General features: G+C 36.0%; 17 protein-coding genes. 14 read left to right on the top strand and 3 right to left on the bottom strand.

The features are described from left to right. Positions 1 to 52 precede the first annotated feature (52 nt). Positions 53 to 1030 (top strand): DMT family transporter, encoded by a 978-nt coding sequence (locus ACSYSW_RS00795; RefSeq protein ID WP_491705151.1) that lies wholly within the window; start codon positions 53 to 55, stop codon positions 1028 to 1030. Continuing rightward, on the top strand, positions 1017 to 2180 hold the full coding sequence (gene cgtA / locus ACSYSW_RS00790) for an Obg family GTPase CgtA (RefSeq protein ID WP_491705152.1): 1164 nt from the start codon (positions 1017 to 1019) through the stop codon (positions 2178 to 2180). Before ACSYSW_RS00795 ends, cgtA begins: the two co-directional genes overlap by 14 nt. 212 nt (positions 2181 to 2392) lie before the next feature. On the opposite strand, the gene smrB is transcribed toward cgtA, so the two are convergent. Then, the gene (gene smrB / locus ACSYSW_RS00785; RefSeq protein ID WP_491705153.1) at positions 2393 to 2938 is read right to left on the bottom strand and encodes an endonuclease SmrB; all 546 of its coding nucleotides are present in this window, start codon (positions 2936 to 2938) and stop codon (positions 2393 to 2395) included. 3 nt (positions 2939 to 2941) lie between these two features. Beyond that, positions 2942 to 3583 (bottom strand): endonuclease III, encoded by a 642-nt coding sequence (gene nth, locus ACSYSW_RS00780; RefSeq protein ID WP_491705154.1) that lies wholly within the window; start codon positions 3581 to 3583, stop codon positions 2942 to 2944. Positions 3584 to 3795: 212 nt separating this feature from the next. Between nth and putP the strand changes: the two genes are divergently transcribed. From putP to adk, 11 genes are all read left to right on the top strand, one after another. Beyond that, positions 3796 to 5286, top strand: coding sequence for a sodium/proline symporter PutP (gene putP / locus ACSYSW_RS00775; protein WP_491705155.1), 1491 nt, complete (start codon positions 3796 to 3798; stop codon positions 5284 to 5286). A 222-nt stretch (positions 5287 to 5508) separates the two neighbouring features. Further along, entirely contained in the window at positions 5509 to 6780 is a 1272-nt protein-coding gene (gene tyrS, locus ACSYSW_RS00770) for a tyrosine--tRNA ligase (protein WP_491705156.1), read from the top strand. A gap of 15 nt (positions 6781 to 6795) precedes the next feature. Next, complete coding sequence (gene pdxY / locus ACSYSW_RS00765) at positions 6796 to 7662, top strand: pyridoxal kinase PdxY (RefSeq protein ID WP_491705157.1); 867 nt, start codon at positions 6796 to 6798, stop codon at positions 7660 to 7662. Between the two features lie 56 nt (positions 7663 to 7718). Next, positions 7719 to 8156 (top strand): helix-turn-helix domain-containing protein, encoded by a 438-nt coding sequence (locus ACSYSW_RS00760; protein WP_491705158.1) that lies wholly within the window; start codon positions 7719 to 7721, stop codon positions 8154 to 8156. 88 nt (positions 8157 to 8244) lie between these two features. Then, positions 8245 to 9354 (top strand): flavodoxin-dependent (E)-4-hydroxy-3-methylbut-2-enyl-diphosphate synthase, encoded by a 1110-nt coding sequence (gene ispG / locus ACSYSW_RS00755; RefSeq protein WP_491705159.1) that lies wholly within the window; start codon positions 8245 to 8247, stop codon positions 9352 to 9354. Between the two features lie 92 nt (positions 9355 to 9446). Beyond that, complete coding sequence (gene hisS, locus ACSYSW_RS00750) at positions 9447 to 10727, top strand: histidine--tRNA ligase (protein WP_491705160.1); 1281 nt, start codon at positions 9447 to 9449, stop codon at positions 10725 to 10727. Between the two features lie 17 nt (positions 10728 to 10744). Then, positions 10745 to 11437, top strand: coding sequence for a YfgM family protein (locus ACSYSW_RS00745; RefSeq protein WP_491705161.1), 693 nt, complete (start codon positions 10745 to 10747; stop codon positions 11435 to 11437). 82 nt (positions 11438 to 11519) lie between these two features. Further along, on the top strand, positions 11520 to 12692 hold the full coding sequence (bamB, locus tag ACSYSW_RS00740) for an outer membrane protein assembly factor BamB (protein ID WP_491705162.1): 1173 nt from the start codon (positions 11520 to 11522) through the stop codon (positions 12690 to 12692). Between the two features lie 18 nt (positions 12693 to 12710). Then, a complete protein-coding gene (gene der / locus ACSYSW_RS00735; protein ID WP_491705163.1) occupies positions 12711 to 14192 on the top strand; it encodes a ribosome biogenesis GTPase Der in 1482 nt (493 codons plus the stop codon). 4 nt (positions 14193 to 14196) lie between these two features. Further along, positions 14197 to 14448, top strand: a complete 252-nt coding sequence (locus ACSYSW_RS00730; protein WP_491705164.1) for a YfgJ family double zinc ribbon protein — start codon at positions 14197 to 14199, stop codon at positions 14446 to 14448. Positions 14449 to 14491: 43 nt separating this feature from the next. Further along, the gene (gene adk / locus ACSYSW_RS00725) at positions 14492 to 15136 is read left to right on the top strand and encodes an adenylate kinase (RefSeq protein WP_491705165.1); all 645 of its coding nucleotides are present in this window, start codon (positions 14492 to 14494) and stop codon (positions 15134 to 15136) included. Positions 15137 to 15313: 177 nt separating this feature from the next. On the opposite strand, the gene ybeD is transcribed toward adk, so the two are convergent. Then, on the bottom strand, positions 15314 to 15580 hold the full coding sequence (ybeD, locus tag ACSYSW_RS00720; RefSeq protein WP_491705166.1) for a DUF493 family protein YbeD: 267 nt from the start codon (positions 15578 to 15580) through the stop codon (positions 15314 to 15316). Positions 15581 to 15753: 173 nt separating this feature from the next. Between ybeD and gss the strand changes: the two genes are divergently transcribed. Continuing rightward, the gene (gene gss / locus ACSYSW_RS00715; RefSeq protein ID WP_491705167.1) at positions 15754 to 17628 is read left to right on the top strand and encodes a bifunctional glutathionylspermidine amidase/synthase; all 1875 of its coding nucleotides are present in this window, start codon (positions 15754 to 15756) and stop codon (positions 17626 to 17628) included. The last annotated feature ends 75 nt before the right edge of the window (positions 17629 to 17703 follow it).

Genomic DNA, 17703 nt, shown 5'->3' with positions numbered 1-17703 from the left:
TATCAATAAATATCCATAATAAATACTTATAATAAATACGTAGTTTAATCACATGATAAAACAACAAAATGTTAAATTAGGCTTTCTTTTGGCAATGTTAACCGCTGTAATGTGGGGACTAGTTCCTATTGCCTTGAAATATGCCTTAGTTGTCATTGATCCTTATACATTGGCTTGGTCAAGATTAACCATTTCTGCGATTGGGCTGAGTATATGGCTTGCTTATAGAAAGAATTTTCCTAATTTAGCGCTCTTTAAAAAACGTCGTCGATTTATCACTCTAATGATTGCTGGATTAGGTTTAGGTGGCAATTTTGCGTTGTTTGCGTGCGCCATGCAATTTTTATCAGCAACTACAGGTCAAGTTATAGCACAAACAGGAATTGTGATATTTTTAATTGCAAGTGTATTTATTTTTAAAGAAACAATGCGACCAACGCAGATTATAGGTATTAGTATCTTATTATTAGGATTAATTTTATTTTTTAATAGAAATATTGTTGAGCTATTTACCCATATGTCGACTTATGGTTTAGGTGTTTGGTTAGGTGTTATGGCATCGATATCGTGGGCATGTTATGCCGTTGCACAAAAAATATTATTGCAAAAACTAAGCTCAGTACAAATACTTTGGTTGGTTTATATAATATGCGCGATTTTTTTATTGCCATTTATTTCGCCAGCTAAATTTTTAAATGCCAATAGTAGCCAATTGTTTGCGATTATTTTTTGTGGTTTAAATACCCTCATCGCTTATGGCGCGCTTGTTATGGCGATGGAACATTGGCAAGCGGCACAAGTGAGTGCTTTAACAACGTTAACACCACTTTTTGCATTAATTTTTTCAGATTTATTTGCCATTATTTGGCCTGAACAGTTTGCAATGCAACATTTAAATATATTAGGCTATATTGGTGCATTGTCGGTAGTTGCTGGCGCTATGTTTGCGACTATTGGACATTATATATGGCATCCACGAGAAGGATGGCTAATTAACCGGAAAAAGAGGAAGAATAATGAAATTTGTTGATGAAGCTTCAATCCGAGTAGAAGCCGGTGATGGTGGTAATGGATGTGTTGGATTTCGCCGTGAAAAATATATTCCTAAAGGCGGCCCAGATGGGGGTGATGGTGGTGATGGTGGTGATGTTTTTTTTATTGCTGATGAGAATCTTAATACGCTTGTCGATTTCCAATTTGAAAAAAATTATCGCGCTGAGCGTGGCAAAAACGGACAAGGATCGGATTGCACCGGTAAACGCGGCGCGGATATTACGGTAAAAGTACCCGTTGGCACACGGATCACCGATAAATTCACAGGTGAACTTATTGGCGATTTAACGCATAACTTGCAAAAAGTTTTGGTGGCAAAAGGGGGGTATCATGGGTTGGGTAATGCCAGATTTAAATCGTCTGTCAATCGAGCACCTCGTCAAAAAACGGATGGAACCCCTGGCGAAAAGCGGGATGTACTTTTAGAATTACTCTTGTTGGCTGATGTGGGTATGCTTGGCTTGCCAAATGCGGGTAAATCAACGTTTATTCGTTCAGTATCGGCGGCAAGACCCAAAGTTGCCGATTATCCTTTTACAACATTAATTCCTAGTCTAGGGGTTGTAAGAATGGGCAATGAGCAGAGTTTTGTTATTGCTGATATTCCTGGATTGATTGAAGGTGCATCCGAAGGTGCCGGATTAGGGATTCGATTTTTGAAGCATTTAGAACGCTGTCGTATTCTTGTGCACTTAATTGATATTGCGCCGATTGATGGTAGCGATCCTGTCGAAAATGCAAAGATCATTATTCAAGAACTTCATAACTATAGTGAAAAGTTAGCGAATAAACCTCGTTTATTAGTTTTTAATAAAATTGATGTGCTAGGGCTTGAAGAAAGTACCAAAATTGCTGAGCAAATTGCACAAGCTTTAGATTGGCAAGATAAATATTATCTTATTTCAGCAGTTAATGGCGAAGGTGTTAAAGAGTTATGCTGGAATTTAATGGAATATATCGATTTACACCCTCGTGAAGCAGAGCAAGAAACACAATCATCCGAAAAAGTGGAATTTAAATGGGATGATTATCATCAACAAGCTATTGAAGAGGCGCTTGAAGATGATGAGTTTGACGATTGGGATGAGAGTGATGAAGAAGGTGTCGAGACCTTTTATGAAAGATAAAGTGTAAATATTTAAAAAATAAACAAATAATTGTTGCAATTAAAAATGAGAATTATTATCATTAAATCATGCTTTATCAGAGAGCTTACGATATCTGATAAGGTATGACATTGCTCACATTGCTTCCAATGTTTGCCAACTTAGTCTAACTAGGTTGGCTTTTTTGTGTTTATCAAACATTTTTATCCATACTTTCTCGTTAAGGCGAACCTTTATCTGTAATGATGATGTTTATCATCTAGTTCAAATAAAACTAATAAAGCAGCCGCTCCCCCAAATTCTTTGGGGGCTTGATGAAAACAAATCACATTAGGATGTTGGGCAAGCCACATCGGTGTTTGTTTCTTAAGAATATTTTTACCATGCCCGTACATAATTGAGGCACAAGCTAACCCCTCTTGCAAACAAGTCGCAATTAAAGCAGCAATTTCTTTTTTAGCTTGAAGTTGCGTGAGTCCATGCAAGTCTAAAAAAAGCTGTGGCTCATAAAAACCACGACGCAATTTTTTAATCTCGTTTGCATCGGCATCTTCGCGGCTATACCTAATCGGATCTTCTTGTAACAAAGGTTGATAGTCATCGGAAAAATAAAATTCATTATTGATTTTTTCGTGCACAAATTTTTGTTTTTCAGTGACTTTTAGCGATCGTTTTTGCGGTTTATGAATTACCGTATCTTGTTGCAATTTTTTTGTTTTACCAATACTTTGCTTAAATAGCTGAATATCAGCGCGATTTAAATGAAATTTTTCTGCCATATTTTATTCACCTGGGTAAACTTTATCTTTATATTCACAAAGATCTTCAATCACACAAGACCCACAGCGAGGTTTACGGGCTATACAGGTATAACGACCATGTAGAATTAGCCAATGATGACAGTTTATTTTATATTCAAAAGGAACGACTTTTAATAATTTTTCTTCGACTGCCTCAACAGTTTTGCCGGGAGCAAATTTTGTGCGATTACAAACACGAAAAATATGCGTATCGACTGCAATTGTTGGCCAGCCAAAAGCGGTATTTAAAATAACATTTGCTGTTTTTCGCCCAACACCCGGTAAGGCGATTAATTGCTCAAAATTTTCAGGGACTCGGCTTTGATACTTATCCACCAAAATTTGACATGTTTTGATAATATTTTCGGCTTTAGTATTATAAAGACCAATTGTTCGAATATAGGTTTTAAGTTTATCTACACCGAGCGCTAAAATTTGCTCCGGTGTATTGGCAATTGCAAATAGCGGTTTTGTTGCTTTATTGACGCTCACATCGGTTGCTTGTGCCGAAAGGACGACAGCAATCAATAATTCAAATGGGGTTTGGTAGACAAGCTCGGTCGTTGGATCTTTAATATGATCTTTTAAACGCTCAAGAATTTTAATTCGAGTGGACTGCTTCACATTGATAAACTGTTCAATTAAAAATTGCCGATATTATACCCTATTTTTATCTTTATTTCTGCTGTATAGAATCATTACACTATTGTGAATAGAAATCTAAACAAATCATTGCTGTAATAATTTTTAGTTATATCGGCATTAGATTACTTTTTAGCATGCAACTTTTATGATAAGCTAGCCGACTTATTTTCTTTTTATATAGGCTTTTCGGCATGTCCTTACCTATGATTGTTACCTTTGCTATTTATTTAATTGGCATGATTGCTATTGGCTTATTTGCTTTTTTAGCAACACGCAATTTTGGTGATTACATTTTAGGTGGGCGCCGTATTGGTAGTGTTGTTACGGCGTTATCGGCCGGCGCATCTGATATGAGTGGTTGGCTTTTAATGGGACTGCCAGGAGCGGTTTTTGTTGCAGGTATTTCACAAAGTTGGATTGCGATAGGGCTTATTATCGGTGCTTATGCTAATTGGTTACTTATTGCTGGTCGATTAAGAGTGTTTACTGAAATTAATCATAATGCGTTAACGTTGCCAGATTATTTCTCTCGTCGCTTTAATGATAACAGTTCATTATTACGTGTTATTTCCGCTGTTATTATCTTGATTTTTTTTACTTTATATTGTGCGTCAGGCATTGTTGCAAGTGCGGAACTATTTGTAAGTACATTTGGAATGAGTTATGGATGGGCAATTTTTGTAGGCGCAGGGGTTACCATTCTTTATACGTTTATTGGTGGATTTCTAGCGATCAGTTGGACTGATACGATTCAAGCAAGTTTAATGATGTTTGCCCTTATTTTAACGCCAATCATGGTGATTATTAATGCTGGGGGTTTTACAGATGCGATTGCAAATATTCATAAGTTAAATGCTGATTATACGAATATATTCGCTAATATGAATGTAATTGCCATTATTTCATTACTGGCTTGGGGACTAGGATATTTTGGTCAACCCCATATTTTAGTCAGATTTATGGCGGCAGATTCCGCAAGCGTTATGAAAAATGCCCGTAAAATCAGCATGACATGGATGATTTTATGTTTAGTCGGCGCAATTACCGTCGGCTTTTTTGGTATTGCTTATTTTGCCAATAATCCAGCCGTTTATGCGCTTGTAGCCGGTGATAATAATGAACGTATTTTTATTGAACTTTCTAAACTATTATTTGATCCGTGGATTGCCGGCATTTTACTTGCAGCAATCTTAGCTGCCATTATGAGCACATTAAGCTGTCAATTGTTAGTCTGTTCGAGCGCATTAACCGAAGATTTTTATCGTGTTTTTATCAGACCGAATGCTAAACAAAGTGAATTAGTTTGGGTTAGTCGAATATTAGTATTATCTGTCGCAGTTATTGCGATATTGTTAGCCGTTACGCTTGATGAAAATGTCCTTAATTTAGTCAGCCATGCGTGGGCAGGGTTTGGGGCTTCTTTTGGTCCAATTGTCATATTTTCTGTGTTTTGGTCACGTATGACACGAAATGGCGCATTAGCAGGTATGCTAACTGGAGCCATTACTGTTTTAGTTTGGGTTCAATTTCAATGGTTTGGACTTTATGCCTTGATTCCCGGCTTTTTGTTGGCTTCACTTATGATTGTCATTGTGAGTTTACTTGATAAAAAACCAAGTAAGCAGATTACTGAGCATTTTGACAAAGCTACTGCGCTTTATTGCGAACAAACAAAATTATAAATAAATATGAGCAAATAAAATAAAAAAATCCACTAAAAAATAATGTTAAAATGACGATGATTTTAAGAGAAAATTTCACATAATCATCAAATAAACTGAAAAGTTAAAAAATAAATCGTGTTTTGGTTAAGCAATAATGTTTAAAAAAATTAAGCATAACAATATTAAAACATGGTTTCATTAGATGTTCTAATCATCAAAAAATTAAATAGGTAAAATATTATGACAGTCAATGTAATTCAACAACTGCAAGAGCGTGGACTTATCGCACAAATCACCGATGAAAAGGCGTTATTAGAACAAATAGAACAAGGCCCTATCGCACTTTATTGTGGATTTGATCCAACCGCAGATAGCTTGCATTTGGGGCATTTAGTGCCTTTACTTTGTCTAAAACGTTTTCAATTAGCGGGTCATAAACCCGTTGCATTAGTGGGTGGCGCAACGGGATTAATTGGTGATCCTAGCTTTAAAGCCGTTGAGCGAAAATTAAATACGGAACAAACTGTCATAGAATGGAGCGAAAAAATAAAGCAACAAGTCTCGCCTTTTCTAGATTTTAGTTGCGGCGATAATGCTGCCACTGTTGCTAATAATTATGATTGGTTTGGGGGCATGAATGTCTTATCGTTTTTACGAGATATTGGTAAGTATTTTTCGGTTAACGCCATGATCAATAAAGAATCGGTAAAACAGCGTATCGATCGTGATGAAGCTGGTATTTCGTTTACTGAATTTTCTTATAGTTTATTGCAATCGTATGATTTTTCCTCGCTTAATCAATCACATAATGTGATTTTACAAATAGGCGGCTCGGATCAATGGGGTAATATTACTGCCGGCATTGATTTAACTCGTCGCTTACGTCAAAAACAAGTTTATGGTTTAACAGTTCCATTAATTACCAAGACCGATGGTACTAAATTTGGTAAAACAGAAAGTGGTGCAGTTTGGTTAGATCCTAAAAAGACCAGTCCTTATAAATTTTATCAATTTTGGATTAACACAGCTGATGCTGATGTTTATCGTTTCTTAAAATTCTTTACGTTTATGCCGTTAAGTGACATAGATGCATTAGAGCAAGAAGATAAAAATAGCGGTGTTGCACCAAAAGCTCAATATGTTCTTGCTGAGGAAGTCACGCGATTAGTGCATGGTGAGGAAGGCTTAGCGGCCGCAAAACGCATTACCCAAAGTTTATTTTCGGGGCAATTAAGTGATTTGTCTGAAGCTGATTTTGAACAATTAGCACAAGATGGTATGCCAACGATTAATATCGAATCGACAGCGGATTTACAACAAGCTATTGTTAATGCTGATTTTGCGCCATCTCGAGGACAAGCAAGAACCATGATAGAATCAAACGCCATAGCTATTAATGGGAAAAAACAATCAGCGGCGGATTATCATTTTACAGATAGTGATAAATTATTTAATCGTTATACGCTTTTACGTCGCGGTAAAAAATATTACTGCTTATTAATTTGGCAATAACCGAGGATAACTGTTATGAAAAATATACTTTCCATTCAATCACATGTTGTTTATGGGCATGCTGGTAATAGTGCTGCAGTTTTTCCTATGCGTCGAATCGGTGTTAATGTCTGGCCTTTAAATACCGTACAATTCTCGAATCATACGCAATATCGTCAATGGACAGGGACAGTAATGCCAGCTGAAGCCCTAGTTGAAATTGCTGATGGTATTGAAGCTATTGATGAATTAAAGCGCTGTAATGCTGTATTAAGTGGTTATATGGGATCGGCACAGCAAGGACAAGCCATTATTGATATTGTGAAAAAAGTTAAGGCGAATAATCCTGATGCGGTTTATCTTTGCGATCCGGTTATGGGGCATCCTGAAAAAGGCTGTTTTGTTGCACCTGGGGTATCGGATTTTTTATGTAATACAGCTGTAGCTATTGCAGATATGATGGCACCAAACATTTTAGAACTTGAAGAATTAAATGGAAAGCAGACAATCCATAATATTGAAGAGGCAATTATCGCTTGTCGAGAAATCTGTAAAAAAGGACCAAAAATTATTTTAGTTAAACATTTAAGTCGAGCAGGAGAGCAAACGAATCGATTTGAAATGTTATTAGTCACGGCTGATGAAGCTTGGCACATTCATAGACCATTAGTTGATTTTGGTGAAAAACAACCAGTAGGTGTTGGCGATATGACAAGTGGTTTATTTTTAGCAAATATTTTGCTTGGTAAATCATTGGTTGAATCATTTGAACATACGACATCTGCCGTTTATGCAGTTATGATTGAAACGCTTAAACGTAATGAATATGAACTGCAACTTGTCGCTGCGCAAGATGAAATCGCGCATCCAACTGAGTGGTTTAACGCAAAAAAAATTGATTAATTATTAAAATATGTAAAAATAAAGTATGTGTTAAATTTCCGTTAATATGGGGAAAAATGGAAAATAATTCATTAGGTTATATACTCGCTGAATTACGCAAAAAATTAGGATTAACTCAAGATGAAATTGCTGAAAAAATTTATATCAGTAAAAGCGTTGTAAAAAACATTGAAGAAGATAATCTTGATCATATTCCGCAAGTATTTGTAAAAGGTTATTTTCGTTCCTATGCTAAAATTGTTGGTATGCCTGAAGACGTATACCAACCTTATATAGATGACTTAAATAACCAAGCTGATTCTCAATATCAAATCCAAAAATCTTATAATAGACACAAAAAAATTCGGCGTCGTATTTTTATGATAATGATGATTGTTCTTTTAGGTATTGTTGGTGTTAGTGGTTTTTGTATTTGGAAAGACAATCAAAACCATCTGATTGAAGTCAGTCATTATGTCACGCCAGATTCATCTAATGGTGTGATTAGTAGTTAGTAAATATTCTGATTCTAATACAGACATTTGCCCTATTTCTTGTTAAGATTGCCGCCTAGTTATTATTGTTATAATGGTCAGATATATTATGAGCCACAAAGATTCTAAGATAATCAGGCGAGAATCTAAACGGATTTATGTTGGTAATGTGCCTGTCGGTGGGGGCGCACCCATCTCAGTCCAATCAATGACAAATACACGTACCACAGATGTTGACAAAACCGTTGCTCAAATTACAGCACTTGAACGAGTCGGTGTCGATATTGTGCGTGTATCTATTCCAACTATGGATGCTGCTGAAGCCTTTAAACTCATCAAAAAACAAGTCAATGTTCCGCTTATTGCAGATATTCATTTTGATTATCGAATAGCTTTAAAAGTGGCAGAATATGGTGTCGATTGTTTACGTATTAATCCGGGTAATATTGGTAATGAATCACGTATTCGCGCTGTTGTTGATTGCTCAAGAGATCATAATATTCCGATTCGTATCGGCGTAAATTCAGGATCCCTTGAAAAAGAAATTCAAGAAAAATATGGCGAACCAACAGCCGAGGCTATTGTTGAATCTGCTATGCGGCATGTTGATATTTTAGATAAATTTAATTTTGATCAGTTTAAAGTTAGTGTCAAAGCGTCAGATGTTTTTACAGCAGTTAGTGCTTATCGATTATTGGCTAAACAAATAGAGCAACCGTTACATTTAGGTATTACCGAAGCAGGCGGAGCCAGAGCGGGTGCAATAAAATCAGCAATTGGGCTTGGTCTATTATTATCAGAAGGCATCGGTGATACGCTAAGGGTTTCATTAGCCGCCGATCCGACTGAAGAAGTGAAAGTCGGATTTGATATATTAAAATCACTTAAAATACGATCGCGAGGGATCAATTTTATTGCTTGTCCAACCTGTTCTCGACAAGAGTTTGATGTGATTAATACCGTTAATGCATTAGAGCTGCGTCTTGAAGATATTATTACGCCAATGGATGTTTCAATTATTGGCTGTGTTGTTAATGGTCCTGGTGAAGCATTGGCATCGACAATGGGCGTTGCGGGTGGGCATAATAAAAGTGGTTTTTATGATGATGGCGTGCGAGTAGGTCGCATCGATAATGAAGGTATGATTGATGAACTTGAAGCAAGGATCCGAGCCAAAGCGCAATTAATGAAAAATCGGATTGTCACTAAAGATGTTTAATAATTAACAACGAATTTGCACAAGTGATGTTTTACTATTTAGCATAATACTTATAAACTGACTAGAATAATTTGATTAAAGTGAATATTAGAATGACCAATAAAAAAATACAATCTATCCGTGGTATGAATGATTTGTTACCGACTGAAAGTGCAAGTTATCAAAAAATTGAAACGATTGTGAAAGGGATTTTAAATAGTTACGGTTACAATGAAATTCGTACTCCTATCGTTGAAGATACGGCATTATTTAAGCGAGCTGTTGGCGAAGTAACAGATATTGTCGAAAAAGAAATGTATACCTTTAATGATCGTAATGACGAAAGCATTACATTAAGACCCGAAATCACAGCGGGTTGTGTTCGTGCAGGTATTGAACATGGTTTATTTTATAACCAAGAGCAACGTTTATGGTATTTTGGTCCTGCATTTCGTTACGAAAAACCGCAAAAAGGTCGTTATCGTCAATTTCATCAATTAGGCGTTGAAGTGTTTGGGCTTGAAGGTCCAAATATTGATGCTGAACTCATTTTACTCACTGCGCGATTTTGGAAAGCATTAGGTATTGCTGAACATACTTCATTAGAATTAAATTCAATTGGATCTTTAGAAGCGAGAGCGAATTATCGTAAAGCATTAATCGAATTTTTAGAGCAGCACAAAGATAAATTAGATGAAGACTGCTTACGTCGTATGTATACTAATCCTTTGCGGGTATTAGATTCAAAAAATCCGCAGGTGCAAGCATTATTAAATGATGCTCCTAAGTTATTTGATTACCTTGATGAAGATTCAAAAGCACATTTTACACAGCTTTGTTACTTACTTGATAATGCTGGCATAAAATATAATATCAATCAGCGCCTTGTTCGTGGGCTAGATTATTATAATCGCACTGTTTTTGAATGGGTCACAAATAGTTTAGGGGCGCAAGGAACGGTTTGCGGTGGTGGTCGTTATGATGGACTTGTGCAACAATTAGGTGGTCAGCAAACACCTGCTGTTGGATTTGCCATGGGCATGGAGCGATTAGTTTTATTAATTCAAGCTGTTAATCCAGAATTTAGCGTCGATAATTCGATTGATATTTATATGATATCATCGGGTGATGAAAAAACGATTTCAGTTGCGCAATCTCTTGCAGAACAATTGCGCGATAATTTGCCTAATAAACGAGTTGTTACTCATTATGGATCGGGTAATTTTAAAAAACAATTTGCGAAAGCCGATAAGTTAGGTGCTAAAATAGCGATTATTATTGGCGAAAATGAAGCCATTAATCAAACAGCAACCATTAAAAATTTACAAACTGGCGAGCAAATCGAAATAGCACAAAATGATGTTGTGCCGAATTGTTTAGCGATAAAAATGTAAGGTAATAGGAGAAGAACGTGAGTCATCAATTAAACAGTGAGCGTCAAGTTTCCACAAAAAAAGGAATTTCGCCTAAATTTAAAGTAACCATTATAATCTTGCTTATCATAGTTGGAATCGTCGCTTTTGGTGGTTATAAATATTGGCAATTTGAGCAATCTAAACGTGCAGCTGAATCATCTGAACGTTATACAGAATTATTAGAAAAATTAGATAATAGTAAACCTGAATCAGTAAATGATCTGGTTGCTTTTGCTAAACAAGATAATACCATTTATCGTGTTTATGCTGATTTAAAAGCTGCTAAATTTTATGTCGATAATTTAAAAGACTATCCTGGTGCTATTGATTTATTAAAAGATGCACTTAATCAAACGAATGCTGAGTCTGTCCAAACACTTATTTATATTCGTATAGCGCGTTTGCATTATCAATTAGCTCAATATCAAGAGGGATTAGCCTATTTAGATAAGGTTAAATCTGCCAGCTATGCTCCACTTGTTGATGAAATAAAGGGTGATATTTTTGTAAAATTAGATCGTTTAGCCGATGCTGTTACAGCATATCAAACCGCATTACCTTTAGTTGAAGATAAGCAAGTTCAGCAAAATATCAAGATAAAACTTAATCAAGCCGAATACTTAAAAGCTAAACAAATTGATGAGTTAGAAGCCGAGTCTCAAAAAAACACAACTGAAAATAACCAGTAGGAACAACAAGAAGTAAAAGATCAGGCGCAATAATAATTAACGCCAACGAGTACAAATAATTAATGCAATAAGGATCGATTAAATGAAGTTATCAAAATATATTTTTACTGGTCTTGTTATGTTTTCACTTGCTGGATGTTCATTATTTGGCGGTGATGAAGATGTAGTGCAAGTCGCTCCTATACCAAAAGTAGACAATAAATTTAATGTCACTAAAATTTGGGATAACAGCACATCAGGTAATCCGACAGTTTATTCAACACTTAGTCCGGCAAATTATGATTCGGTGATATATGTTGCTGGGCGTAACGGACAGGTGAAGGCAATTGATAGTATAAATGGCAATACCCTTTGGAATATCGATTTGTCAAATAGCACTTTGTTTAGTAGTCATAGTGCTTTATTTTCAGGCGGTGTAACGGTTGACGAAAAAAACGTTTATCTTGGTAGTGAACGTGCAGTCGTTTATGCTATCGATCGTCAAAGCGGTAAACTTATCTGGCAAAAAAAAGCTAAAGGCGAAGTTCTTGCAAAACCCATATCGAGTGAAAATAAGCTAGTTGTGCATACGTCTAACGGTTATGTTCAAACTTTTGATCGTGATACTGGCGATGAAGTTTGGGATTTAACCCTTGAAGTGCCTAATTTATCATTACGTGGTAATTCAGTGCCGAGTATTGCTCATGGCGCTATTATTATTGGAGATGATAGCGGACGCGTTAACGCTTTTTATTTAAAAGATGGTCAATTGATTTGGCAACAACGTATTTCGCAGCCTACAGGCTCTACCGAGATTGCTAAACTTAATGATGTTGATACAACACCAATTATTGATGGTGCACTTGTTTACGCCATTGGATATAACGGTAATCTTGTTGCCTTGGATTTAAGTAATGGGCAAATCATGTGGCGCAAGGAAATTGGCTCAACGCATAGCTTTACTGCTGATTCTGATCATTTATTTATTGTTGATCAAAACGATAATATTTTATCCGCTAAGAAAAATGGCGGAGGCACTATTTGGAAGCAATCGAGTTTATTAAATCGTCAATTAACGGATCCTGTCATTTACCAAAATTATATTGTGGTTGGTGATTTTGAGGGTTACCTTTATTGGTTAGATATAGAAAGTGGGGACATTGTGACTAAAACAGAAGTGAGTAGCAGTGGACTTATGGCAAAACCGATTGTTGTAGATAATAAATTAATTGTACAAGCAAAAAATGGCAATATTTATGCTTTTACAAAAAACTAAATTAATTTGAGAGTAAACATGGTACCTGTCGTTGCATTAGTTGGTCGACCCAATGTCGGAAAATCGACGTTATTTAATCGATTAACACGAACAAGAGACGCGTTAGTTGCGGATTTTCCTGGGTTAACACGCGATCGTAAATATGGTCGAGCCGAAATTAAAGGCAATGAGTATTTGGTTATTGATACCGGTGGTATTGATGGCTCAGAAGAAGGTATCGAAAGCTTTATGGCCCAGCAGTCTTTGCAAGCGATTGAAGAAGCCGATATTGTTTTATTTTTAGTGGATGCAAGAGCAGGCGTTATGCCTGCGGATTTTGCAATAGCTAATCACTTAAGAACACGTCAAAAAGCGACTTTTTTAGTAGCTAATAAAACAGATGGAATAGACGCTGATAGCGCAATGGGGGATTTTTATTCGCTGGGTTTTGGCGATATCTACCCTATAGCTGCAAGCCATGGACGGGGAGTTACAGCCTTAATTGAATCTGTTTTAGATCCGGTTTTTCATTTTTCTAATGAGAATACTGACACTTATGATGACAGCGATGAATTTTTAGATATTAACGATATAAATGAATCGGCTCGCGATGCAGACGAGATTGATGAAACGCAAGCGCTTATCGATAAGCCGATTAAAGTCGCCATCGTTGGTCGACCGAATGTCGGCAAATCGACTTTAACTAATCGTATTTTAGGTGAAGATCGTGTTGTTGTGTATGATATGCCGGGAACAACACGCGATAGTATTTACATCCCAATGACGCGTGATGAGCGCGAATATGTCCTAATTGATACTGCTGGCGTCCGAAAACGCGGTAAAGTAACTGAAACTGTTGAGAAATTTTCAGTTATTAAAACCTTACAAGCGATTGAGGAGGCAAATGTTGTCATTTTAGTGATTGATGCACGAGAAGGGATTTCTGATCAAGATTTGTCACTGCTCAGCTTTATCATTAATAGCGGTCGCTCGTTAGTGATTGCTGTCAATAAGTGGGATGGATTATCTTTAGAAATTAAAGAACAGATTAAAAGTACCCTCGATGATCGTTTAGATTTTATTGATTTTGCTCGCTTACATTTTATTTCTGCCTTGCATGGTAGTGGAGTTGGCAATTTATTTGATTCAATTCAAGAAGCTTATGATTGTGCAACACGGCGCGTTAATACCGCATTATTAACCAAAATAATGCAAATGGCACAAGATGATCACCAACCACCTTTGGTACGAGGTCGACGGGTCAAATTAAAATATGCGCATGCTGGAGGCTATAATCCACCGATTGTGGTTATTCATGGCAATCAGGTCGAAGATTTACCCGATTCTTATAAACGTTATTTAATGAATTATTTTAGGCGTTCTTTACAAATCATGGGGACACCGATTCGTATTCAATTTAAAGAAAGTGTTAACCCGTTTGAAGGGCGTAAAAATACGTTAACAAAAGTACAACAACGTAAACGTCGTCGTTTAATGCAGCATGTTAAAGGGCGCAAATAATTTTATGATTTCAACGCTAATGTCATCTTGCGATAACAAACTTTGTCCTGTTTGTCATGGTGAAATGGCATTAATTTCAGCAAATCGTTATCATTGTCCCGCATGTAAACACAACTATATTCAACAATTCAACTGTCCAATCTGTCATGATCAATTAGAACAAATTAAAGGTTGTGGTTCAGTAAGTTATTTATGTCGGATTGATGGCTTAATTTCTAGCCGAAAAATTATTACTCATTATCAATTATCAGAATAATTAATTTTATATTATATTTTTTAACAGCATCAGAGGTTATTTCATGCGAATTATTTTATTAGGCGCACCTGGAGCAGGGAAAGGAACACAAGCGCAATTTATTATGCAAAAATATGCCATTCCACAAATATCGACCGGTGATATGTTGCGAGCAGCAGTTAAAGAAGGTTCACCTCTTGGCCTTCAAGCAAAAGTATTAATGGAATCGGGTAAATTAGTAACGGATGATCTTGTCATTGCGTTAGTAAAAGAACGTATTTCTAAACCTGATTGCGCTAATGGTTTTTTGTTAGACGGATTTCCTCGCACATTGCCACAAGCTGATGCGATGAAAGCCGCACACATTGATGTAGATTATGTTATTGAATTTGATGTGCCAGATTCAGTGATTATTGATAGAATGAGTGGACGTCGTATTCATGCACCATCAGGTCGTGTTTATCATATTCGTCATAATCCACCTAAAGTTGAAGATATTGATGATGTGACGGGCGAACCTTTGACTATCCGTAAAGATGATAATGAAGAAATTGTCCGTAAACGTCTTGTTGAATATCACGAACTAACTAAACCATTAGTCCTTTACTACAAACAAGAAGCGCGTGAAGGTAAAGTCAAGTATTGTCAAATTGATGGTACAAAACAAGTTAACGAAGTAACGCAAGAACTTAACCGTTTACTGGCTTAATTTAAAATAGATCAATATTAAATTTTAGATTAAGTGTTAAATTGATAGACTTAATTTTTAGGCAAATAAGTGGAGATTTATGCCCACTTATTTGTTTTATTCGACATGATTATTCAATGAGTAAAAAAGTTTTCGTTAAAAATCACCGTCCATAATATTCATAAGTGCATTTAAAATTTATAACACCATTCTTACAATATCTATTTCGGCAAGTTCTTTATATAATTTTTCAATTTGTTCAATATTCGTTGCATTGATAGTAATTGATACGGACTGATAATTCCCTTTGCTACTCGGCTTAACAATCGGCATATAATCACCCGGGACAGTTTGTTGCACAACTTCAATAACTTTATCAATTAATTCCGGTTTTGCCTCGCCCATGATTTTATAAGTAAAAGAACAGGGAAATTCTAATAATTCGTGTAATTTAGTTGGTTGCATAGGGATTTTCTCGCAAACGATAAGTAAGATAAATTCAATTTTAGTGACTAAAATTAACCATAATCACCATATATAGTCTTTTTGGGAGACTTCAAGTAATTTATGTATATCTTATTGTAACTAAATAAAATTGATTTATTATAATGAATAACTGTAAATAAAAGGTAAGCGCTATGTCAATAAATGTTAAACAAAAAGAGCCTTTTGATACGTTATTAGGCTATGCGCCGGGCGGGGTTGCCATGTATTCTTCTGATTATGATCAGGCAGATAAACAACAGTTTCCTGATTATAATTCTTATCGAAGTTATATTAATAATGAATTTATGGGATTTAAATGGCAATGTGTCGAATTTGCGCGTCGCTTTTTATATCTTAATTATGGAACGGTTTTCTCTGATGTAGGGATGGCGCACGAAATTTTTTCATTACGCTTTTTAAGGCATATTACTGATGAAGCGCTTTTACCATTGCAAGCATTTGCTAATGGCAGTAAAAAAGCTCCAGAAGCCGGCGCGATTTTAGTCTGGGATGATGGCGGCGTTTTTAGCCGTACAGGGCATGCAGCAATTATTACTGAAGTTTTAACGGATAGAGTGCGCATTGCTGAACAAAATGTCACAGATGAGCGTCTACCTGATGGACAAAATTGGTCAAGAGAGTTAAAAATGAGCGTTTCACCAAGCGGTCATTTTTTACATGACACGTTTGAAGATACAACAATTTTAGGCTGGATGATTCAAACCAGTGATACGACATACAGCCTACCACAACCTGAAACGCAACCTAATTATCTTAAAATACATAGTGAACATGTTAAAAATGAAGGGCAATTTAATCATGATTGGTTAAATGAACAAGATCCTATTATTCATGCTTATGTACAAGCCAGTGGACAAAAAATCAATCATGATGACCAATATCGATATTTTTCGATATCAGAAAGAGCTCAACAAGAATTGATAAGAGCTACCAATGAATTACATTTAATGTATTTACATGCAACCGAAAAAGTCTTAAAAGATGATAGGCTACTGATAAATTTCAATATTCCCTCTATTTTATGGTCGAGATTACGAACATCATGGCAACAAAGGCGTTATCAAATGATAACCGGACGGTTAGATTTTTGTATGGATGAAAGAGGTATTAAAGCCTATGAATATAATGCTGATTCTGCCTCTTGTCATACTGAAGCGGGGTTAATTTTAGGCAAATGGGCGCAGCAAGCCGATTATGTGCAGGGACAAGATCCAGGTGAACAACTGTTTAATTGTTTGGTCGATTGTTGGAAACGCAGTGAAGCTAAACCTTTTATCCACATCATGCAAGATAACGATAAAGAAGAAAATTATCATGCGTTATTTATGCAAAAAGCCATCACACAAGCGGGCTTTAAAAGTAAAATACTGCATGGCTTAGCGGCATTAAGGTGGGATGATAATCAACAATTAATCGATAATGAAAATAATCCTGTTACTTGTGTGTGGAAGACATGGGCATGGGAAACTGTCCTTGAACAGTTACGTGATGAAAGCGAGGCACAAAAAGAACAACCATGCTCTAATTATCGTCTTAAACCTTTACCAAATGTCAGATTAATGGATGTTTTATTAAGACCGGAAGTTACGGTATATGAACCTTTATGGACACTTATCCCCAGCAATAAAGCTATTTTACCTGTCCTTTGGTCATTATTTCCGAACCATCATTATTTATTAGAAGCTGCGTTTGAATTAAATGATAACCTTATTCACAAAGGCTATGCGGTAAAACCGATTGCGGGAAGGCGAGGCAGTAATATTCAACTCGTTGATCAAAAAGAACAAATTCTTGGTAAAACGAATGGTCAATTTGCTAAACAAGAAAATATTTATCAAGAACTCTGGTGTCTACCAAAAGTTGAGGATGTTTATCTGCAAGTGTGTACTTTTACAGTTGGTGGTCATTTTGCTGGCTTATGTTTACGTTCCGATCCTAGCTTAGTGATTAAAGGCGAAAGTGATATGCAAGGATTACGCGTATTACAAGATGATCTATTTGATTGATAAATATTAAAAAAAGACCAATACTTTTACATAAGAGGAGATAGCAATAAATCAAAGATAAGATAAAAAATCGCT

Source organism: Gilliamella sp. ESL1225 (genome assembly GCF_058502635.1).
This window is presented reverse-complemented; position numbering and strand designations above follow the sequence as displayed.